This is a genomic window from Xanthomonas campestris pv. asclepiadis (genome assembly GCF_020784175.1).
In the GTDB taxonomy this organism is placed as follows: Bacteria; Pseudomonadota; Gammaproteobacteria; order Xanthomonadales; family Xanthomonadaceae; genus Xanthomonas; species Xanthomonas campestris_D.
Genome location: NZ_JAJGQM010000067.1, coordinates 1 through 20,781, shown reverse-complemented (window position 1 = coordinate 20,781; position 20,781 = coordinate 1). Strand labels below are relative to the sequence as shown.

Annotated in this window: 14 protein-coding genes; 5 read left to right on the top strand and 9 right to left on the bottom strand. The window is 65.2% G+C overall.

Translation table 11 applies throughout. The annotated features are described in order from the left end of the window. Positions 1–627 precede the first annotated feature (627 nt). Positions 628–3,804 carry a TonB-dependent receptor gene (locus tag LL972_RS20145; protein ID WP_228329099.1) on the bottom strand — a complete coding sequence of 1,059 codons (3,177 nt, stop codon included), beginning with the start codon at positions 3,802–3,804 and terminating at the stop codon, positions 628–630. Positions 3,805–4,111: 307 nt separating this feature from the next. Here LL972_RS20145 and hemL point away from each other — a divergent pair, with 307 nt between their 5' ends. Next, a complete protein-coding gene (gene hemL, locus LL972_RS20140; protein ID WP_228329098.1) occupies positions 4,112–5,401 on the top strand; it encodes a glutamate-1-semialdehyde 2,1-aminomutase in 1,290 nt (429 codons plus the stop codon). Positions 5,402–5,408: 7 nt separating this feature from the next. Here hemL and LL972_RS20135 read toward each other — a convergent pair whose 3' ends face one another. Next, the gene (locus LL972_RS20135; RefSeq protein WP_228329097.1) at positions 5,409–5,741 is read right to left on the bottom strand and encodes a hypothetical protein; all 333 of its coding nucleotides are present in this window, start codon (positions 5,739–5,741) and stop codon (positions 5,409–5,411) included. A 148-nt stretch (positions 5,742–5,889) separates the two neighbouring features. Here LL972_RS20135 and LL972_RS20130 point away from each other — a divergent pair, with 148 nt between their 5' ends. Both LL972_RS20130 and LL972_RS20125 read left to right on the top strand, forming a co-directional pair. Further along, complete coding sequence (locus LL972_RS20130) at positions 5,890–8,658, top strand: LuxR C-terminal-related transcriptional regulator (protein WP_228329096.1); 2,769 nt, start codon at positions 5,890–5,892, stop codon at positions 8,656–8,658. A 69-nt stretch (positions 8,659–8,727) separates the two neighbouring features. Beyond that, a complete protein-coding gene (locus LL972_RS20125) occupies positions 8,728–9,918 on the top strand; it encodes an FAD-dependent monooxygenase (protein ID WP_228329102.1) in 1,191 nt (396 codons plus the stop codon). A 222-nt stretch (positions 9,919–10,140) separates the two neighbouring features. On the opposite strand, the gene azu is transcribed toward LL972_RS20125, so the two are convergent. From azu to LL972_RS20095, 6 genes are all read right to left on the bottom strand, one after another. Then, on the bottom strand, positions 10,141–10,590 hold the full coding sequence (gene azu, locus LL972_RS20120) for an azurin (RefSeq protein WP_228329095.1): 450 nt from the start codon (positions 10,588–10,590) through the stop codon (positions 10,141–10,143). Positions 10,591–10,681: 91 nt separating this feature from the next. Next, entirely contained in the window at positions 10,682–11,884 is a 1,203-nt protein-coding gene (locus LL972_RS20115; protein ID WP_228329094.1) for a pyridoxal phosphate-dependent aminotransferase, read from the bottom strand. 30 nt (positions 11,885–11,914) lie between these two features. Beyond that, a complete protein-coding gene (locus LL972_RS20110; RefSeq protein WP_228329093.1) occupies positions 11,915–12,418 on the bottom strand; it encodes a RidA family protein in 504 nt (167 codons plus the stop codon). Between the two features lie 32 nt (positions 12,419–12,450). Further along, positions 12,451–12,876, bottom strand: coding sequence for a c-type cytochrome (locus tag LL972_RS20105; RefSeq protein WP_228329092.1), 426 nt, complete (start codon positions 12,874–12,876; stop codon positions 12,451–12,453). Then, positions 12,873–14,480, bottom strand: coding sequence for a flavin monoamine oxidase family protein (locus LL972_RS20100; RefSeq protein ID WP_228329101.1), 1,608 nt, complete (start codon positions 14,478–14,480; stop codon positions 12,873–12,875). The genes LL972_RS20105 and LL972_RS20100 overlap by 4 nt, the downstream gene beginning before the upstream one ends. An 88-nt stretch (positions 14,481–14,568) precedes the next feature. Then, positions 14,569–16,851, bottom strand: a complete 2,283-nt coding sequence (locus tag LL972_RS20095; RefSeq protein ID WP_228329100.1) for a TonB-dependent receptor — start codon at positions 16,849–16,851, stop codon at positions 14,569–14,571. Positions 16,852–17,148: 297 nt separating this feature from the next. Here LL972_RS20095 and LL972_RS20090 point away from each other — a divergent pair, with 297 nt between their 5' ends. Beyond that, a complete protein-coding gene (locus LL972_RS20090) occupies positions 17,149–17,766 on the top strand; it encodes an HAD-IA family hydrolase (RefSeq protein WP_228329091.1) in 618 nt (205 codons plus the stop codon). 502 nt (positions 17,767–18,268) lie between these two features. Here LL972_RS20090 and LL972_RS20085 read toward each other — a convergent pair. Further along, a complete protein-coding gene (locus tag LL972_RS20085; RefSeq protein WP_228329090.1) occupies positions 18,269–19,495 on the bottom strand; it encodes an acetylornithine transaminase in 1,227 nt (408 codons plus the stop codon). A 71-nt stretch (positions 19,496–19,566) separates the two neighbouring features. On the opposite strand from LL972_RS20085, the gene LL972_RS20080 reads away from it, so the two are divergent. Further along, positions 19,567–20,439, top strand: coding sequence for an ion transporter (locus tag LL972_RS20080; RefSeq protein WP_228329089.1), 873 nt, complete (start codon positions 19,567–19,569; stop codon positions 20,437–20,439). Positions 20,440–20,781: the final 342 nt, after the last annotated feature.

Here is a 20,781-nt window from a genome sequence, read left to right as displayed (position 1 = left end):
CCCGTGCCCGGCTTCCAGAACGGTCAGAACCCCCTCCAACAACACAGTTGCTACAGGGACGTACTTGCGGCGTGTCCTGCGATGGTGGGCGGGCAAGGGCCGCGCAGCAAACTCGCAGCGTCGAGGGCGCGGCGTCCTCACCGCTCGCGGGACACGCCGTGAATCCGTCCGTGGAGGCTCGGTGGCGGCATCCATGCCGCCACACGGTCCCGCAACCGGCAAGGACACCGCACCATAGAGTTGGTCGGCGCTCATCTGAAAAGCTGTCTGTCGTACGGTGTGCATCAGACGTGGAGCCGATGCTTCATGATCGAACGAGGCGCATCCAGCACTGCTCTTACCATGCGCACCGATCATCTCGACAGGTCCTTGCCCGCTCACCGTCGCGGGACCTTACGCGGCATGGATGCCGCGTAAGAGCCTACAAGGACGTACTTGCGGCGTGTCCTGCGATGGTGGGCGGGCAAGGACCCAAAGCCAAGCTGCAGATCAACAGCTCTAAAACCAATCTATTCGTGCGACCAATCCTCCATCAGCGCATACGAATGGCGACGTGACGTACGGACAAAGGCAGCGACGCGTGCTATCACGCGTCGCTGCCTGGACCAACCTTGTCGCCTGGCGCGATTAGAAGTCGTAGCTCAATGTCACCCGGCCCGAGCGCGGTGCCTGATAGGCCACGACCTGGTCCCAGAGCGGGTTGGTGGTGTTGTCGGGCAGCTGCGAGAACGGATAGATGTTGGTTGCGGTCTGCTCGTTGGTGATGTTGAACACGTCGAAACGCAACGCCAGCTTGCCGGCGGCGAATGCCGGCTTGTAGGTCACGCCCATGTCGAGCTGCGCGATCCAGCCCAGCCGCCCCTGCGAGCCGGGAGGCGATGCTACGCCGGTACCGGTCTCCGGGTTGTAGCAGTAGTGGTAAGGACCGCCGGTGATCGCGCTGCCACCGTAGCCGGCCGGGTCGGTGCCGGTGTAGTTGTCGCCGTAGTAGTTGCCCAGGCAATTGTGTGGTGCGCCCGAGATCAGGCTGAAGTTGGCAGACGCCCCCCATTGCGGAGTGAACTGGTAGAAGCCGAACAACTTGAGCTGATGGCGGTGATCGTTGGATTGATCGCCATTGAAGTGCTCCATCAGCGCCGCATGATCCCAGCTCTGCGTGGTGGAGACCGAGGCCTGGCCCTGGTAGCTGCCCAAGGCGCCGCCGGTGCGCCACAGGTCAGAACGCACCTGACCTTCGGTGGTGCCGTAGCTATGCGACCAGACGTAGTTGACCTTGGCATACCACTTGCCGTCGAACGGACGTTCCAGGTTGAATTCGACCGCCGAGTAATTGCGCTTGAACTTCGGGAAACCCGCCGCCTCGCGGCTCACCGACACTTCATGGAACTGGCCATCGGTGCCGATCACGCCCCAGGTGTTGGTCTGGCCCGGATTGATCAGGGATGCACCGGCAACCTGCGAGAAGTCGATGGTCACGCCCTGCGCGGCCGCGGCGGCGATCAACGCAGTGTTGGAGACGTCGTAGTTCTGGTCGTCGATACCGGCATTGAGGCGGCGATGCGTGCCGCGCACGCCCAGTACCCAGCCGGTGTCCAGCTGCTTGGTGAAGCCGAGGATGACTTCGTCCTGGTTCTCGCCTTCGATGTCCTTGACCACCGCGGTGCGCACGTCGGCGATGCGGCCGAAGCGCGAATTGGCAGACACGGCCGAACCCAGCTGCTGCGCCAGAACCGGCGTGCCATCGGCGTTGATGCCGCTGTAGGTGAAGTAGGTATCGGTGGTGGTGGCCGGGGTGAACAGGCTCACTGCCGACAACGGCAGGCCGAGGTAATAACGGCCGACGTTGCCGAACACCTTCAGGCTGGAATCGCCGTTGACGTCCCAGCTGAAGCCAAGGCGCGGCGCCCAGGCATTATCCACTTCGATGTAGGGGTCGCCGAACGGGGTGTAGTTGGTGAACTCGTCCTTGCGCAGGCCGATACTCAGCAGCAGGTTGTCGGTGACCTGCCACTTGTCTTCGATGTAGTAGGCGCGTTGCTTGGCCTCGTAGGAATACAGGCTGGTGTTGATGTTGCGCACCACGTAATAGCCGCTGGACCCGTTGACCGGATCGACCAGGCCCGGGCTCGGCGCGCCGATGCCGCCGGCTTCGTTGGCCGACTGGCTGACCAGTCCGCCCGTCAGCAGGCCATTGGGATCGTTGGTCTGGCCGTAGGTCCACGCAAAGCCTGGGCCGGACAGCACCGAGCCCACATCGATACCTTCAGACTTCTGGTTGTCGATACCGAAGTTGAGCGTGTGGTGGCCGATGCGCCATTCCAGATTCAGGCGCTGATTGTCTTTCTTGTATTCGCGGTCCGGTGAACTGACCGAGGTGACCAGCTGATTGCCGATGCGCGGGGTGCCGCCGGTGTAGGCCGGATTCTGCAGCGCGGCGCTGTTGATGACCGGGCCGCCGGCCGCGTCGTAGTTGAAGGGCGTCAGCTCGTCGGGCGTTTTCATCTTGCCGTACAGCGCAGTCACGGTGAGGTTGTCGCTGAGGTAGCCGGTGTACTTGCCGGTGAACAAGGTCGGGCCGGTCTTCCAGGTGGATTCGTCGGTGAAATAGCTGCCGCGCTGGCGATTGACATAGTCGTAGCGGTAGATCGACCCATTGGTCTCTGCCTCGTCGCTGGCGCCGGTCACCTCGATCAGGTGGTTGTCGGTGATGTTCCAGTCCACCTTGGCGTACCAGCGCTTCTGCTTGTAGTCGTAATCGGTGAGACCGCCGGTGCGGCCGTTGTCGGTGTCGCGATTGGTGCCGACGCGTACGCCGTCCGAATCCACCTGCTCGGCGGCCAGGAAGAAGAACAGCTTGTCCTGGATGATCGGCCCGCCCACATAGGCGCTGTAGGTGGTCTGGTTGGCTTCGGCCTCGCTTGCCGGCTGATACAGGCCGTTGGCCGCGCGTGCATAGCGGTAGGCGGCATTGTTGACCGTGCTGCCCTGGCTGTCCGGGCGCCAGTAGATATCGCGCTGGTTGGCCTTGAGCCCGTTCGGCTCCCAGATCACCGCCGCGCCGAACTTCCACTCGTTGGTGCCGCGCTTGCCGATCTGGTTGATCACGCCGCCATTGGCGCGGCCGTACTGCGCGCCATAGCCGCCGGTGAAGATTTCCTGCTGGTCGATGGCGCCGTACGGCAGGGTCAGACCACCCAGGTTGTTGCTGATGGTGGTGGTGTTGAAGCCGTTGAGGTAATAGGCGTTTTCACTGGCGGCCGAGCCGCCGAAGCTGGGCAGTGAGCCACCGAGCGGGCCATTGTCGAAGCCGCCGCTGTTGACCACCACGCCCGGTGCCAGCAGCGCGATTGCCTCGGCAGTGCGGCCCAGCGGCAGTTGCTGCAACTGCTCGGCGGTGACCACGGTGCGGGTGTCCACGCTGCTGACGTCGATGGTGGTCAGGCCTGCGGCGGTGACGGTCACGCTGTCCAGGGTCTGCATGCCGCTCCCCGAAGCGGCAGCGAACGAGACGTCGGTGTTGGCGCCGACGGTGATCGCGACGTTTTCGCGGGTTTCCACCACCGCGCCATCGCGCTTGACCGTGACCTTGTAGGTGCCCAGCGGCAGATTGCCGGCGGTGTACCGGCCGCGTGCATCCACCGGCACTTCGCGGCTGAAACCGCTGTTGTTTTCCACCAGCACGCTGGTACCGCTGCTCTGTCCCACGCTGCCGACGATGCTGCCGCTGGTGGACTGCGCCTGGACGCTCCCCATGGCCACGACCAGCGCCAACGCCAAGGCACGCTTCTGGATACTACGGTTCATGTTTTCTCCCCAAGTCTGGAACTGTCGGCAACGCGACAAAAATGAACGGCGCCAATGGCTACCGGAATCACACTCTCTGAACATCTGCCGCAGCAGACCAATGACCACCGGTCATTTGCTCATGCCAAACCGTCGATACCCTTGCGTTCGATCATAGGCAGCAGGATCGCCCTACCCGTGCGCTCCGACGGGTAGGCAGGCACCTGGTGGGTAGGCGGACAGGGGCCGCAAGCCTGACAATGGCGGGTGCGTTGCCCGCAGTCGGGCAGCGCCGCCCCCAATCGGTACCACTCAAGGATCTGCGCGCATGAACCACACCCGCTCCCACGCCCTGTTCGCCCAGGCGCAGACGCTGCTGCCCGGCGGCGTCAACTCACCGGTGCGTGCATTCAAGTCGGTCGGCGGCGAGCCGTTCTTCGTGGCACGCGCCGATGGCCCGTATCTGTATGACGTGGACGACAACCGCTACATCGACTACGTGGGTTCGTGGGGGCCGATGATTGCCGGCCACAATCACCCCGCGGTACGCGAAGCGGTGGAGCGCGCGATCCGCGATGGCCTGTCATTCGGTGCGCCGTGTGCGGCCGAAGTCACCATGGCCGAGACGATCCATCGGCTGGTGCCATCCTGCGAGATGGTGCGCATGGTCAATTCCGGCACCGAAGCCACGCTGTCGGCGGTGCGCCTGGCGCGCGGCGCCACCGGGCGCAATCGCATCATCAAGTTCGAAGGCTGTTACCACGGCCACGGTGACTCGTTCCTGGTCAAGGCCGGCAGCGGCATGCTGACCCTGGGCGTGCCGACCTCGCCAGGCGTGCCGTCCGGCCTGAGCGAGCTGACCGCCACCCTCAGCTTCAACGACTTCGAAGGCGCCACCGCCATGTTCGACGAGATCGGCGCCGACGTGGCGGCGGTGATCATCGAACCGGTGGTCGGTAACGCCAACTGCATTCCACCGCAGGCCGGTTATCTGCAGCACCTGCGCACCCTGTGCACGCGGCATGGCGCGCTGCTGATCTTCGACGAGGTGATGACCGGTTTCCGCGTCGCGCTCGGTGGCGCGCAGGCGCATTACGGGGTGACCCCGGACCTGAGCACCTTCGGCAAGATCATCGGCGGCGGCATGCCGGTGGGCGCGTACGGTGGCCGGCGCGACTTGATGGAGCAGATCGCTCCCGCCGGCCCGATCTACCAGGCCGGCACCTTGTCGGGTAACCCGGTGGCGATGGCGGCCGGCCTGGCGATGCTGGAGCTGGTGCAGGAGCCGGGCTTCCACGCCCGCCTGAGCGAGGCCACCAGCGTGTTGTGCGAGGGACTGGAAGATGCCGCGCGCGCGGCCGGCATTGCCGTCACCACCAATCAGGTCGGCGGCATGTTCGGCTTGTTCTTCACCGACGAGATCGTGGAGAGCTACGCGCAAGCCACCGCCTGCGACATCACCACCTTCAACCGTTTCTTCCACGCGATGCTGCAGCGGGGCGTGTATCTGGCGCCGTCGGCGTACGAGGCAGGCTTCATGTCCAGCGCGCATGACGCGGAGGTGATCGACGCCACGCTGGCCGCCGCGCGCCAGGCGTTCGCGGAAGTGGCGCATTGAGGCGTCTTCAGATGTAGCGTTGCCTGCATGCTGGGTCGGGCACGCTGACCTCGTGTTGCGTTGAAAGCGAGGCGTGATCGCGTGCCTTGCGATGGTCGCCGATGGCGCTGGCCGCAAGGCTCGCGGCATCGGCGATGCCTGACGTGTATCTCGGGCCCGCGCCGACGCTGAACAGGCGCGGCGCCGGCGTTGCGTCCGGCTCCATGGCTTCCGGATGGACTCGGCTGTTACCTGGCGCTGGCGCGCACCCTGCGCCATCACTTGCGCCATTCAGGCGGCGGCACAGCAGCAAGCTTTGCTTTTGTCTTGTGGCTGTCATACCTTTCTGAAAGGTGTCCATGGACGGGCATGGGTGGGGACCCTCGAAGCAGCCGATGGGACGTTGTCGCCGGTCACGGTGACGCCATCCGCATCGCCGCTGTTTCATCACGATCTGCAGCGTGTCGAGCCGGCGCGCTGCCGACGCTTGCCAGGGCCGCCCTCGCCTCATGCTCAAGCCTGTTGCGTTGCTCACACCGCGCCCCTCACCGTCGCGCGATTCCGCTCTTCCCGATTGGCTGCTCGCCAGCAAGCTGGAGCCGCCGTTGCCGCGTCCCGGTGCGGTGGTGCGCAGCGCCTTGCTGGCGGCGCTGGATCAGGCGCAATCCCGGCCGCTCACCCTGCTGCTGGCACCGCCCGGATTCGGCAAGACCACGCTGCTGGCGCAGTGGCATGCGCAGCTGCGCGCGCGCGACCACGCCGTGGCCTGGCTGTCGCTGGACGAAGAGGACACCGATGCCACGCGCTTCCTTGGCCACCTGGCATTGGCGCTCCAGCACGCAGGCGCCGATCCGGCACTGTGCGCGGCGGTGCTGCACAACCGCGACCAGGATCCGCGCGACGCGGTGACGGTGCTGCTCCGCGCGCTACGCACGGCGCCCCGGCGCATCAGCGTGATCCTCGACGATTACGATCGGCTCGGCAGCGGCATCGTCGACGAGCTGGTGCTGCGCCTGGTCGAACACGGCGGCGGACATCTGCACCTGTTGCTGGCCACCCGGCGCGTGCCGGCACTGCCGCTGGCGCGACTGGACCTGCAGGCGCAGCTCAGCCGTCTCGGCAGTGCGCAGCTGGCGCTGGATGAGCCCGAAGCGCAGGCATTGCTGGGCCCCCAGGTGCCGGCGCCGGTCGTGGACGAATTGCTGCGCTATACCGAAGGCTGGCCGGTGGCGCTGCATCTGGCGCGCTTGTGGCTGGAGGGCGGCGCGCAGCGTCAACAGGAGGTGGTCGCGCGTTTCTCCGGCCGCAGCGCGCAGATTGCCGCGTATCTGGCCGAACAGGTGGTCAACGACCTGGATGCCGACACGCGCGATCTTCTGTTGCGGACCAGCCCCCTGGAGCGCGTCAACGCAGCGCTGGCCGATGCGGTGCGTCAGCGCGACGACAGCGGCCGGCTGCTGGCGCGGCTGGAACACTTCCACGGCCTGCTGGTGCCCATGGATGGCGAGCGCGAGTGGTTCCGCTATCACCCTTTATTTGCCGACTTCCTGCAGCAGTTGCTCGATCGCGAGCATCCCGGCCAGGCCACGCAACTGCATCAACGGGCCGCACGCTGGTTTGGCGATCATCGGCACCTGGCCGAAGCGGTGCGGCATGCATCGCGCGCCGAGTGCGGCGACCTGGCCGCCAGCTACATCGCGCGCGCCGGCACCTGGCAATTGCTGTTGACCCACGGCACGCACGCGGTGCGCGCACTGCTGCGGCATTTCGAACACCGCACCATCCGCGATACCCCAGCGCTGAATCTCACCCAGGCGCATCTGCACGCAAAGCTCGGCGAGTTCAGCCATGCGCGCCTGCTGCTGGAACGCTTCCGTGACTTCCCCGCTGCACTGCGCGAGCCCTTGCAACGCGACTACACGGTGGTGGTGGCGCTGTTGCGCGATCGCCTCGACGAGATCTGCGGCAATCCGCATGGCCTGACCCAGATCGCAGCGCAAGCCTCTGCGCTGGACGAGGACGACCACCTGGGCCGCGGCATGCTGCTGTGCATCTGTGCCACCACTGCCATTGCGCAGGGTGCCTTTGCAACCGCCGAGCGCTACGCCCTGAACGCACGCGATGCGATGCAGCGCGGCGGCAGCGAACCAGGCGCGGGCCAGGCGCTGCTGGCGCTGGGGCAGAGTTTTTTCTATCGCGGACAGCTCGGTGACGCCGAAGCCTGTTACCGGCAGGCCCTGAACTGGTGCGCCCGCTCCCCGCAGCTGGATCGCGTGCTGGAGGCCGCCGGCCAGTGCCTGCTCGCACAACTGCATTACGAACGCGGCCACCACGACGATGCGGCCGACCTGCTGCATCCGGCACTGGAATTGCTGGAACAGCACGACGGCGGCATGGACGTGCTGGCCGCCGCCTACGACACCGCGCTGGGATTGGAGCGTGTGCGCGACCACAGCGGGCGTAGTGCCTTGGCGCTGCTCGAACACGTCGAGCAGATCGCGCACGGGCGCAAGCTGACGCGCCTTTCGGAACTGGCTGCAGCATGGCGTTTGATGCTGTTGCTGGAGCATCCGGGCAATGCCGCCATCGATGTGCTGATCGCACGCACTGGCGGCGAATCCGGATTGGCGCATACGCTGCGATCGCCCCACCGCTGGCGCGATCGCGCGGCGATGGGCTTTGCGCTGGCACGCTGGCATCGGCTGGCCGGACGCAGCAGCGCCGCGCTGACCATCCTGGGCCAGATCGAACAGGCCTGTCTGGCCAACGACAACCTGTGCCACCTCGCGCGCACCCGCGCGCGCATCGCCCTGGTGCTTCAGCAGCGTGGCGAACTGGCCGCAGCGCTGCCGCACCTGTACAGCGCGCTCGATCATGTAGCACTGACGCAAAGCTGGCAGGCGATCGTCGAACTCGGACTGCCGGCCAAGGCGATGCTGCGCTCGCTGCGTCAGCACGACCCGCAGACCGTCGGCGGCACCACACGCGCACTCACCATCCAGGCCCTGCTCGAACGCCTCAGCGGCGACGAGGACCCGGCCGGCGACATCTTCAGCGAACGCGAGCTGGAAGTACTCGCGCAACTGGCACGTGGGTATTCCAACAAACAGATCGCACGTTGTTTGCACCTCTCGGAAAACACGGTCAAGTTCCACCTGAAGAACCTCTATCGCAAGCTGGATGCACGTAGCCGCGAGAGCGCGCTGGCGCAGGCCTTGCAGCGTGGGTTGCTGCGCGCGGCGCATCCACCGGGCGGCTCGGAGACGGCAGCGGACTGACCGCCAGTGCTGGCTTCCTCCAAGAAAAAATACATCATGTATGATGTATTTTTTCTTGGAGGTCGCATCATGCCCGGTCGCATTCTTGTCACTGGCGCCAGCATCGCCGGCACCACCACTGCCTGGTGGCTTGCCAGGTATGGCCGCGATGTTGAAGTCGTGGAGCGCGCACCGGCGTTTCGCGACGGCGGACAAAACGTGGACGTGCGCGGCACTGCGCGAGAGGTGCTGCGTCGGATGGGCCTGGAAGCGCTGATGCTCGAACGCAGCACCCGCGAGCGCGGCACCGATTGGGTCACCGAAGACAATCACGTTGTCGGCCGCTTCGAAGCGGCGCACTCCGACACCGATGGCGGCCCGACCGCGGAGATGGAAATCCGTCGCGGCGACATTGCCCGGATCATCTACGAGGCCGCAGCAGCGCAAGGAGTGCGATTTCGCTTCGGCGACAGCATTGCAGGCGTCGATCAGCGCGATGGGGGCGTGCAGGTCATCTTTGCCGGCGGTCACCAGGAAACCTATGCGCTTGTGGTGATCGCCGAAGGTGTTGGCTCGCACACCAGGGAGCTGGTTTTCCCCGCAGAGAACCGGCCGCACTGGATGGACCTGACGATTGCCTATTTCAGCATTCCGCAGATCGCCAGCGACGGCGCCTATGCGCGGCAATACAACACGCTGGGCGGCCGGGGGGCGGTGGTGAAACCCGCACGCGACGGCAAGTTGGGGGTCTATCTCGGCATCCAGAAACGGCCCAGTCACGAGAACAGGTGGAGCGAGGCGCAACAGCGCGCTTTCATTCACACGCAGTTCTCCGCGCTAGGCTGGGAGTTTCCGCGCATCCTGGATGCGATGAAGGAGGTCGACGACTTCTACTTCGATGTGCTGCGCCAGGTACGCATGGCCCGCTGGTCCAACGGCCGAGTGGTCCTGACCGGCGATGCGGCGTGGTGCCCGACCGCACTATCCGGCATCGGCACCACACTTGCGGTCGTGGGTGCTTACGTCCTTGCCGGAGAGCTTGCCAGGTCGGACACGCCGGCAACCGCCTTCGCGAACTACGAACGCATCATGCGTCCCTTCGTCAAACAGGGACAGAACATTCCCAAGCTGGTCCCGCGCCTGCTGTGGCCGCATACCCGCTTCGGCCTGGCAGTGCTGCGCAACGCCATCCGCCTGGCAAGCCGGCCCGCACTCAGGTCGTTCATCAACAACCATTTTGCGCGAGACGCCAATGCCATCGCCTTGCCAAGCTACGAGTAGACCAACCGATTGACCGGGAAAGCACGTTAAAAACGCAGACTACATAGCGTTCGGCGAAAGACGCTGATGCGCCAACGCCGAAACTAGAAGCAGCGTCCACGATGCTGGTTGGCTGCCGCCTACTCCGGTCGCGATCGCCCTGGAGCACGCGACGCAACCGCGCGTCAGCTCCCTCACACTTCACTCCTGCCGCGGCCACGCATACCTGCAGCATGTGACAGCTCAACCAAAACTCAGCGTGCCCTTCATCATCGCCCAGTGGCCGGGGAACGAGCAGAAGAAGGTGTAATCTCCGCCCTTGCTCAACTTGCTGGTGGGAAAGCTCACGGTGGTGCTGTCGCCGCCGCCGATGACCTTGGTGTGTGCGATCACGCGCGCGTCGGCCTTGGGCAGATAGCTGTCGGCAATGGTGGAGCGTATGCCGGCATTGGCCACTGCCTGAAAGTCGGCGGATTTGGTCAGCACCCAGTTGTGGCCCATCACCGTGGCCGCCATCTTGCCGGAGTGCTTGAGCGTGAGGTCCACCTGCGTGCAGTCGGGCGCCAGCTTGATCGCGCTCTGGTCAAACTTCATCTGATCGTTGCCGGTGATGGTGACGGCGCAGGTACGCGCCCATGCCGAAGGCGCCAGCAGCACCAATCCAATCACGGCAACTGTCGAAAACACGTTCAAAGGAACACTCCTGCGTTAAGGGATGCGCGACGCCCAGCGCGCCTGGTCACGCCGGCGCATCTGCATGCGCCGGTGGTGCCAGAGTAACGCCTCATGCGTAACGGAAAAAAGCATCCATCGGATCATGCACAGCGGCCGTGGCCTCCGGCAGCGGCAACGGGCCGCGCTTGCCGGCGATCACCTGCACGAAGGCCTGCTTGAAGCGCGCCATCTCCGCGTCGGTACCGACGGTGATGCGCGACCAGGTCGGCCACACCGGCCAGCTACGCCCGATGAACACGCCATGGGTGGCCATGTCGTCCTTGAAGCCGGCGGCCGGGCGCTTGACGTCAACCATGAAGCAGTTGCTCTCCGAGGCGGTGCAGGCGTAGCCCTGCCTGGCGAGAAACGCCATCACGTCCTTGCGTGTGGCCGCGGTGCGTGCGCGCCGCTGCGGTACCAGTGCGGGATCGCGCAGGCTGGCCAGGCCTGCGGCGGCGGCGGTCACCGGCAGGCTGTTGACGCTGTAGAACATCAGCTTGGCCAACAGGTCCGGGCGTGCGGCCGCGTAGCCCAGGCGGATGCCGGCCATGCCATAGAGTTTGGAGAAGGTGCGCAGCACCACCACGTCCTCGCCCGCGGCGACCATGTCGACCACGCTGCTGGTGCTCTGCGCAAAGTGGATATAGGCCTCGTCCACCACCAGCACGCTGCCCTTGGGCTTGTGTGCCAGTGCATAGTCCAGATCCTTGCGTGCAGTGACCGAACCGGTGGGGTTGTTGGGATTGCAGATGTAAATCACGCCCGGGCTGGCGTCGGCGGCGCACATCGCCTGTACATCGTGCGAGAAGTCCTTGCGCAACGGCACCTTGATCAGTTTTGCGCCATTGCGGGTGGCGGCGCGCCAACCTGATTCGTAGGTGGGATCGGCGGTGACGAGCGCGGCGCTGGGCGAGGTGAACGCCAGCATCGTGTAGTCCAGCGGCTCGGTGGAACCGGCGTAGGCCATCAGGTGATTGACCGGCAGCTTGAGCTCGGCGGCCAGGGTATCCATCAGTTCCATCTGCACATCGCGCAGGTAGCGCCCACCTTGCGGTGCGATCTGCGCGATAGCCTTGACCGCGGCCGCCGATGGGCCATCCGGGAATTCGTTGGAGCCGATCATCACCGGCGACAGCGCCATCGCTGGTGTCGGCGCGATGGCGGCGGAGCGTTCGGCCGCGCTGGCCAGCAGCGGCAGCGCACTGGCACCGGCAGCGCCGGCAAACAGCGCGGAGTCGCGGAGAAACATGCGGCGCGAAAGAGCAGTTTTCATGACAACCTCCAGCAGGACGACAGCACGGATTCAAGGACGAACGGCGACCACTTCGATTTCCACCCGATACAGCGGATTGCCGAGCGCGGCGATCTGGAATGCCGAGCGCGCCGGCAGATTGGGTTGCTCCTTGGTGCCGAAGAACTGGCGGTAACCCTCCATAAAACCGTTGAAATCCATCTTGCCGCCCATGGCCGGATCGCCGACCAGAAACACCTGCATCTTCACCACATCGCCCATCCCCAAGCCGAGCGCAGCGAGTTGCTGCTTGATCTGGTTCAACACGCTCACCGTCTGCGCCTTGGTATCGCCATAGGCGGCAGCCGCATCCTTCGGCGCACTGGCATCCACCACTGCCGGTACCTTGCCGCTGACATAGACGGTGGCCTTGCCGGCCGGAATCTCCACAGCGGCGGCGATGGGGAAATCGCTGTTGGGAATCTTGTGGCGGACCACGTCTGCCGCATGCGCAGCGGCGAGGCCTGCGGACCACAGCAGGGCGGCGGTGAGAACGGCAGTCACTGGACGGGACATGGCAACTCCTTGCATGAGAAAGAAAGAGAGAATCAGTGGCGCAGCAATTTGACGTCGTCGACGGTGACGCGCTCGGCGTGATCGTTGCCGAAGTGCGTGCGCACATAACTCACCACCTCGGCCACCTGGCGGTCATTGAGCATCTCGCCAAAGCCGGGCATGCCGGCGTGGCCGTCGAGCACCATCATGGTGACGTAGGGACCGGCGGCCAGCTTGGGATTGCCGGCAAGCGCGGGGTATTCGCCGGCACCTTGCGCACCGTGCCCGGCCGGCATGTGGCAGCCCTGGCAGATCGCCTGGTAGACATCCTGGCCGGATGCCTTGGCAAAGCCCTGTTGCGGGAACAGCTGGGTGGCATCGGAACTCTGCGCCCGCGCGTCGTACGCGCCCGGCGGCACCAGCAACGCAGCGATTGCAACGACAAACGTGGCAGCGGCCACTCGTGATAACAGGCTCATGCGCGACCTCCTCCGGCCAGCACTTTGCGATGCAGACGGCCCACGACATCGTGCGCGGACAGGATCGCGCCTTCCTGCCAGGCCGGGATATAGGAGACGTGTTCACCGGCCAGCGCCAGGCGCCCGTCGATCTGGCACAGCGGCGTGTAGTGTTCGGCACGCGCCTGCTCGCTCCACATGCCGAAACAGCCGTGCGTGAACGGCACGCGGTGCCAGCCGACCGAAATGCCGTTCTCGAACTCGCGCGGATACTGCGGATGCAGTTGTGTGCCGTATTCGACCGCCTTGCGCACGCGCTGCTCCGGGGACATCGAGGTGAACTGGTAGGCGTCCAATCCCCACACATAGGCACCGAGCAGCACGCCCTTGCCGGGGCTGTGATAGTTGGTGCTGGGATAGCTGATCAAGGTAATCGGCAGATCGGTGTAGCTGATGCCGCCGTAGATGGCTTCGTCTTCTTCCCAGAAGCGGCGCTTGAATTGCAGACCCACTTTCACCGATGCCGCATACGGCACCTGGCCGATCGCGGTGGTCATCGCCTCGCTGGCGGTGACCGGAATGCGGCTGAGCACCGACAATGGAATCGTGCAGATGCACCAGTCAGCACTGGCAATGCGTTCTTCGCCGCCGTGCGCGGCATCCTGCCAGGAGACGCGCACGCCGTTGCCGTCCTGATCGATCCTGGTGACCTTGGCGTTGTAGGTGATCGCATCGCCGAGCCGGCCCGCGAACGCCTTGCCGATCTGGTCCATGCCGCCCACCGGCTGGAACATGGTGGTCTGCATTTCGTAGTTGTTGCCGGCTGCCAGCGTGGTCCACAGGCGCGAGCGCAACACGTCCTGCACGCTGAAAGGATCGGAAAACTCCGGCTTGCCCGACAGGCCGCCGCCGGGATAACGCGCAAAACCGCGCCGCTCGCTGCTGTCCTTGCCCTTGACGTAGCCGAACTTGTGGTCGAGCGCGCCCCAGGTGCGCAGGGATTCCAGCAACACCTCCTGGTCTTCGCGGCTCACGGTGGTGTCCAGCGCCTGCTGCTGTGTGCACTTGGCCAGCAACTCGGACACGTGGCCCTTGTAATCGGCATCGATGGCGCGAAAGCGCTGCGGTTTGCCGCCAAAGCCTTGCTGGCTGTGCAACAGCGCGTTGTAGTTGACCTGGTTGAATGCCTCCAGGGCCACACCGAATTGCTTGCAGTAACTCAGCACCGCCTTGTGGTGATGCGGAATGCGCCACGGCCCCGGATTGAGGTACAGCCCGTCGTCGAACTGGCAATGCTGCATCGCCCCGCCGAGTTCGGTGTAACGGTCGCCGCCGCGCAGCGTCCAGTTACGCCCACCGGGGCGGTCGTTGTATTCCAGCAACTGCACGCGGTACCCCGCCTTGCGCAGTTCGAAGGCCGCCGCCATGCCGGCCAGCCCGGCCCCCAGAATCAGCACCGAGGCGCCCTTCGGGTCGCCATCCAGCTGCAGCGGTCCCTTGAAATCGGATTCGGCCGCCATGCCCAGGCTGCTCATCGCCTGATACATCATCGCGCCGCCAGCGGTCATGCCGATGCGCGCCAGCAGTTGCCGCCGCGTCATCGCCCCAGAGTGATTGCCTTGCATCAACGCGTAGTCCTTGCATGTCATGGATCAAGTGCGACCGACGAAAACGCATGACGCGGCCGGCAATGCTGCCGGCCGCATCACCCCCTCAGAACTTGTAGGACAGACTGGCGAACAGCTGGCGCGGGGCGATCAACTGGTACGAGCCGGAACTTTCGTTCGGGAACACCGCGCCGATCGCATCGTCCTTGTCGAACAGGTTGTAGACCGACAACTGCAGCCGCCCACCAGCCAGAAACCCCGCATCCTCGCCCGGATAGCCGACGCTGCCGTTGACGATGAAGGTGGCATCGACCTGGTCGGTATTGAGCGTGTCGCCGTAGCGCTTGCCGGTGTATTTGGTGTCGAGGTTGGCGAAGAAATGCTCGCCTTCCCAGCCGCCGTTGAGGCTGAACATCACCTTGGGCGAGTCCGGCACTTCGTTGCCTTCCACCTGCACCAGGTTGCCGCTGACCGGGCCGAAATAGTTGTCCTGGAACTCGGACTTGTTCCAGGTCAGCGACGCGCCCAGCCGCCAGCCGGGTGCCGGCTTCCACATGCCGGACACTTCCGCGCCATAGGTCTGCACATCGCCGACGTTGGCGTAGACGGTGGGCGCAACCACCAGCGGATCCGGGTCGGTCAGCGCAATGATGCGGTTCTCGTAATCGATCTTGTAGGCGGCGATGTAGCCGCTCCACTGGCTGGATTCGGCGCGGATGCCGATATCGATATTGGTGGATTCCTCCGGCGCGATATCCGGATTGAATGCACCCGAGGTCAGGGCCAGCCGCGGCGCCGAGCTGAAGTTCTCCGCGTAGTTGGCGAATACCTGCACGCCCTCGGCAAGCTGGAAGCTGGCGCCGACCTGCGGCTGGAACCAATCGCTGTTCTTGATGGTGACATCGCGGCGCACGCCGACATTGAAGTCATCGAGATTGGCGATGCCGTTGTAGTCGCGTTTGACATCCAGCCCCTTGGCGCCGAATTCCATGGTGAGCCGGTCGTCGAGCAGGCGCAGCGTGTCCTTGATGTAGAGCTGCTTCACCTCGGTGGAGAAGTGATTGTCGTAATAGATGACGATCGGCAGCGAGCCTTTCAGCAGTGCGCCGGTGGCCGGGTCCAGGTTGTACAGCGGACGCACCTGATCGAAGTCGTAGTTCTCGTACCACGCACCGACTTCGAGCTTGTTGTGCTCGGTCTCCCATGACACCGCAGTGGTCACGCCGTAGCGATCGCCGCCCATGATTTCCTCGCGCCGCGTCATCGCACCGACGCGGGTGACATTGCCGTTGGCATCGACGATCTGCGGGTCGTTGATGGCGATGTCGGTGCGCCCCGGCGTGCCGGCGATGGCGTCGTTGTACAGGCCGGTGGCCGTGCTCGGCGGTGTACCGCCGACGCCGTAACCATGCTTGTTTTCGTAGTAGCCGGTGAAGGTGACACCGATCGCATCGTTGAACAGGAAATCGCCGTGCAGGCTGAGCAGCGAATCGCGGCGGCCGTTCTGCCATTCGCTGTAATGCTCGGCATCCACTTCCGGATTGCCGGTGATGCGTTCGTGCAGATCCCACGACACCGAGCCGTCGGAGTTGTACGACTGCACGTCGTAGTCCTTGCGGTTGTTGTAGATCCAGCCAAGGGTCAGGCTGCCCACGTCCCAGGCCTGGCGGATCTTGGCTTCGAAGTGATCGCTCTTCTGCGTGGCCGGCTCCATGTCCCACACCCCGCCCTGCGTGCGCGAGGCAGACAGGTACGCGCTGGGGCCGCCTTCCCACCAATCCGGCGTATCCAGGCGCACGAAGCTGCGCACCAGATCGTCCGAGCCGATGGTCTGGGTGAGGTTGCCGCTCCAGCTGTCGCCGCCCTTCGGGGGCAGGCTGGTGTAGCGGATCGCACCGCCGAGTGCGTGGTACGAAGGCTGGGTGACATCGCCGGAACCGGCCGACACGGTGACGTCGAGCAGGTTCTCGCTGGACACGTAGCGGGTGATCGGGCCGCCTTCGCGGGTGTCGAAGGTTTCGATCGGGATGCCGTCCAGGGTCACGCCGATCTGGTTGGCGGAAAAGCCGCGGATGGTCATCGAGTCGCCGAACTCGTACAGCCCGAACGGATCGGTGGTCTGCACATTGACGCCGGGCAGGCTCGCCAGTAATTGCTGCGGTGCCACGCCGGGCACCTGTGCCTGGATTTCGGCGGCGGAGATGGACGCAGTGGTGCGCGTGGAACCGGTGCCGACCACGCTGACCGCGTCCAGCGTGCGCGCTTCCTGTGCCAGGACCGGCAGGCTGTGTGCGCCAGCCAGCACCAAGGTCATCGAAGCCAGCGTGCGGCCACGCGTGGCGGTGGTGAGAATGGCGGCGACCGACGCCGCCAGTTGATCGGTGTTCAAGCGCTTGCGCATGCAATCGACCCCCTGGATGGTGTGACGTGCTGAGTGACCGGGCCCGCTCCCCAAGACCGGCTGACACCGCGGATGCGGCATGCATCGACCATACCCAGCACAGTTCCGCCGCACGCGCCGCGCGGAGGGTAGGGGCAGTGCGGGTGGGTAGGTTGCTGCCGAATTCAACGATCTGAATAGGTACCATCCCCACCCACCTGCGGGCATTCGGACATACCAGGTCTTGCACGCTTGCCATGCCGCGGCGAATCGACAACGCTGCACCGCCACATCCCGAGTCCGCCCATGCCGCCTGCAGCACCGTCCCTGTTACTGCTCGATTTCGACGGCGTGCTGGCCAGCTACGCGCGGCCGCGCCGTGTGGCGGCGCTTGCCAATGCGGCGGCGTGCACGCCGCAACGTGTGCAACAGGTGTTGTTCGAGCAGGGCCTGGAGCGCGCCTACGACGCCGGGGTGATCGACACGCCGGCCTATCTGGCGCAGCTCGGCGAGGGCCTTGGCTGCGCGATCGATCGCGCCACCTGGATCGACGCACGCGTGGCGGCATGCCGCGCCGACCCGGCGGTGCTGACGCAGGTGCTGGCGGTGGCGGCAACCACCGCGGTGGCGGTGCTCACCAACAACGGGCCGTTGATGGTGGAAGCGATTGAGCGGATCGTGCCGTCGCTGTTTCCGCTATTGCAGGGCCGCGTGCTGTGCAGCGGCGCACTGGGGGGCCGCAAGCCCGATGTGCAGGTGTATCAGCGCGCGCTCGCACAGCTCGATGCGGCCGCCTCACACACGTTGTTTGTCGACGATCTGTTCGTCAACGTCCGCGGCGCCCGTGCCGCCGGCCTGCATGCCGACACGGTGCGCGATGCGCGCGGCTTGCGGCGGGTGTTGAAGCGGTATGGGCTGGGGTAAGGGGCCGGGATTGGGGATTGGGGATTGGGGAATCGGGAATCGGGAATCGGGAATCGTTGAGCATCGCGAAACGCTGATCACCCTCAAGCGCACATGAGAAGCTGCTCGCAGCATTGAGTGCGTTGGCGTGAGCAACCAGATGAAGCGTTGGTGCTTTGAGTCCGCGTCCGGTTAATGACGAACGCAGAAGCGAGCCCCTCTCCCGTCGGGAGAGGGTTGGGGTGAGGGTACGGTAGAGCGATAAAACTCAAACCTCCATGCCCCCGCCGTTACCCAATCACAACTGCAAGAGAACACATCGCGCGATACGCAATCCGCATCAGCTACGCAGCGCTGTCTTCATGCAGATCCTGCAACTGCCGCGCAGGTACGTGCGGCGGCAACAGCACGTTTCCTGACAGGGCCTGGCACAGATCGGGAAACACGACGACCTGCGCGTCTTACCCCACCCGCTCACCCGCACAGCGCCGGCCGCGATGGCGCAAGGAAGCGCAGAGGTCGATCACTTCTGCACGGCGTATTCGGCAACGGCCAGCCGCAGACGCGCCAGGCCATCGGCCAGCTCGGCATCGGTCAGATTGAGCGCCGGCACAAAGCGCAATACATCCGGCCCCGCCTGCAACAGCAACAAGCCATGGCTGGCGGCGAAATCCAGGATCGCGCCGGCCTGCCCGGCATGCGCCGGCGCCAGCACCGCGCCCAGCATCAGGCCGCGTCCGCGGATCTGTACGAACAGGCCGAACTCGGCGTTGAGCGCTTCCAGGCCGGCGCGCAGCGCCGCCGACTGACGCGCTACATTCTCGGCGATCTGCGGCGAAGCCAGCTTGCGCAGCGCCACGCGCGCCACCGCCGCGGCCAGCGGATTGCCGCCGAAGGTGGTGCCGTGTGCGCCGAACTGCATGATCTCGGCCACCTTCGGGCCGGCCAGCATTGCGCCGATCGGGAAGCCGCCACCCAGCGCCTTGGCCAGCGTCACGATGTCCGGCGTCACCTGCTCCTGCCAATGCGCGAACAGCGTGCCGGTACGGCCCATGCCGCACTGGATCTCGTCCAGCACCAGCAGCGCATCGTGCTCATCGCACAGCGCGCGCACGCGGCGCAGGAATCCCGGCGCGGCCGGCATCACCCCGCCCTCGCCCTGGATCGGCTCGACCATCACCGCAGCCACATCGCCCGACGCCATGGCCGCCTCCAGCGCCGCCACGTCGTTGAAGTCCACATAGCGAAACCCGCCGGGCAGCGGCTCGTAGCCTGCCTGGTACTTGGGCTGCGCGGTCGCAGTGACCGCGGCCAGGGTGCGCCCGTGGAAGCTGCCGCGGAAGGTCACGATCACGCGCTTGTCGGCCGGGCGGCCCTGACTGCTGGCCCACTTGCGCACCAGCTTGATCGCCGCTTCGTTGGCCTCGGTACCCGAATTGCACAGGAACACCTTGTGCGCAAAGCGCGAGGCGGTGACCAGCTCTTCGGCCAGCTTCAGCGGTGGTGCGCTGAAGAACACATTGCTGGTGTGCCACAGCTTGCCGGCCTGTTCGGTCAGCGCGGCCGTCAGATCCGGATCGTTGTGGCCCAGCCCGTTGACCGCGATGCCGGCGGACAGATCCACATACTCGCGGCCCTGGTCGTCCCACACGCGACTGCCCTGCCCACGCTCCAGCACCACCTGGCGCGGGCGGTACACCGGCAGGTAGTAATGCGCGAGGGACAGGGGCGAATCGGCAGCGGTGCTCATGATGGTGGGTCGCGGAAGCGGAGGAGAACGCGCATTCTCGCGCATTCGCCGGCCTGCGGCACAATGCGCGGATGCGCCCCTTCTCCGATCCCCAGCTCACTCCCGCCACCGACCACGGCTGGCGCCGGCAATGGTTCGACATCATCTACCGGCACGACACCCGTCCATCGCGCAATTTCGATCTGATGCTGGTGGTGGCCATCCTCACCAGTGTGGTGGTGATCATGATCGACAGCGTGCCGCGCATCCATTCGCATTCGGCGCACTGGCTGGTGCCGCTGGAATGGGCGTTCACGGTCCTGTTCACGGTCGAATACGCGTTGCGCCTGGCGGTGGTGCGGCGCCCGCTGCATTACGCGCTCAGCGTGTGGGGCGTGATCGATCTGCTGTCGATCCTGCCCAGCTATCTGTCGTTCTTCGTGCCGGGTGCGCAGACGCTGCTGGTGGTACGCGTGCTGCGCATCCTGCGCCTGTTCCGCATCCTCAAGCTCACCCGCTACGTCGAAGAAAGCGGGCAACTGGTGGACGCGCTCTGGCGCAGCCGGCGCAAGGTGCTGGTGTTCCTGTTCAGCGTGCTCACCATCACCGTGATCGCCGGCGCCACGATGTATGTGATCGAAGGCCCGCAACACGGGTTCACCAGTATCCCGACCAGCATGTACTGGGCCATCGTGACCATGGCCACGGTGGGCTTTGGCGACCTGGTGCCGCAGACCACGCTGGGCCGTTTCCTCACCTCGGCCCTGATCCTGATCGGCTACAGCATCATCGCCGTGCCCACCGGCATCTACACCGCCGAACTGGCCAGCACGCTGCGCGAAGGCGGCCATGCCGGCAAGCGCGATACCCGCAATTGTCCACGTTGCGGGCTGGAAGGCCATGCGCCGGATGCGCGCTACTGCCGGCAGTGTGCCGAGCCGCTTCCCGAGATCTCCAACGGCTGACGCGGTGCTGCGGACTTAACGCGACGACTGCGGCCACCGATCAGTGGCCGCAGATAGAGCAACTGATAGACGGCCTTGTAGATCAGCTGTAGCGCCGATGATCTGCGACTTTGCTGCAGGGCCCTTGCCCGCCCACCATCGAAGATGGTCGGTTTGCGGGTGGAAGCAAAGTATGACGCGCGTTGTTTGATAGCGCGCCCACTCAGTTGCCCAAGACAAGCCGAGCAATCAGCAGGCTTTCAATGAAGCAACCTTGAAACTTCCAGGTGCGGTGTCCTCGCCGATTGCGGGACCGTGTGGCGGCATGGATGCCGCCACCGAGCCTCCACGGACGGATTCACG

What these genes read in the sequence shown, in the direction of transcription:
- LL972_RS20145 (WP_228329099.1), bottom strand. Translation starts at nt 3,804, where the DNA reads ATGAACCGTAGTATCCAGAAGCGTGCCTTGGCGTTGGCGCTGGTCGTG.
- hemL (WP_228329098.1), top strand. Translation starts at nt 4,112, where the DNA reads ATGAACCACACCCGCTCCCACGCCCTGTTCGCCCAGGCGCAGACGCTG.
- LL972_RS20135 (WP_228329097.1), bottom strand. Translation starts at nt 5,741, where the DNA reads ATGGACACCTTTCAGAAAGGTATGACAGCCACAAGACAAAAGCAAAGC.
- LL972_RS20130 (WP_228329096.1), top strand. Translation starts at nt 5,890, where the DNA reads ATGCTCAAGCCTGTTGCGTTGCTCACACCGCGCCCCTCACCGTCGCGC.
- LL972_RS20125 (WP_228329102.1), top strand. Translation starts at nt 8,728, where the DNA reads ATGCCCGGTCGCATTCTTGTCACTGGCGCCAGCATCGCCGGCACCACC.
- LL972_RS20115 (WP_228329094.1), bottom strand. Translation starts at nt 11,884, where the DNA reads ATGAAAACTGCTCTTTCGCGCCGCATGTTTCTCCGCGACTCCGCGCTG.
- LL972_RS20110 (WP_228329093.1), bottom strand. Translation starts at nt 12,418, where the DNA reads ATGTCCCGTCCAGTGACTGCCGTTCTCACCGCCGCCCTGCTGTGGTCC.
- LL972_RS20105 (WP_228329092.1), bottom strand. Translation starts at nt 12,876, where the DNA reads ATGAGCCTGTTATCACGAGTGGCCGCTGCCACGTTTGTCGTTGCAATC.
- LL972_RS20100 (WP_228329101.1), bottom strand. Translation starts at nt 14,480, where the DNA reads ATGCAAGGCAATCACTCTGGGGCGATGACGCGGCGGCAACTGCTGGCG.
- LL972_RS20090 (WP_228329091.1), top strand. Translation starts at nt 17,149, where the DNA reads ATGCCGCCTGCAGCACCGTCCCTGTTACTGCTCGATTTCGACGGCGTG.
- LL972_RS20085 (WP_228329090.1), bottom strand. Translation starts at nt 19,495, where the DNA reads ATGAGCACCGCTGCCGATTCGCCCCTGTCCCTCGCGCATTACTACCTG.
- LL972_RS20080 (WP_228329089.1), top strand. Translation starts at nt 19,567, where the DNA reads ATGCGCCCCTTCTCCGATCCCCAGCTCACTCCCGCCACCGACCACGGC.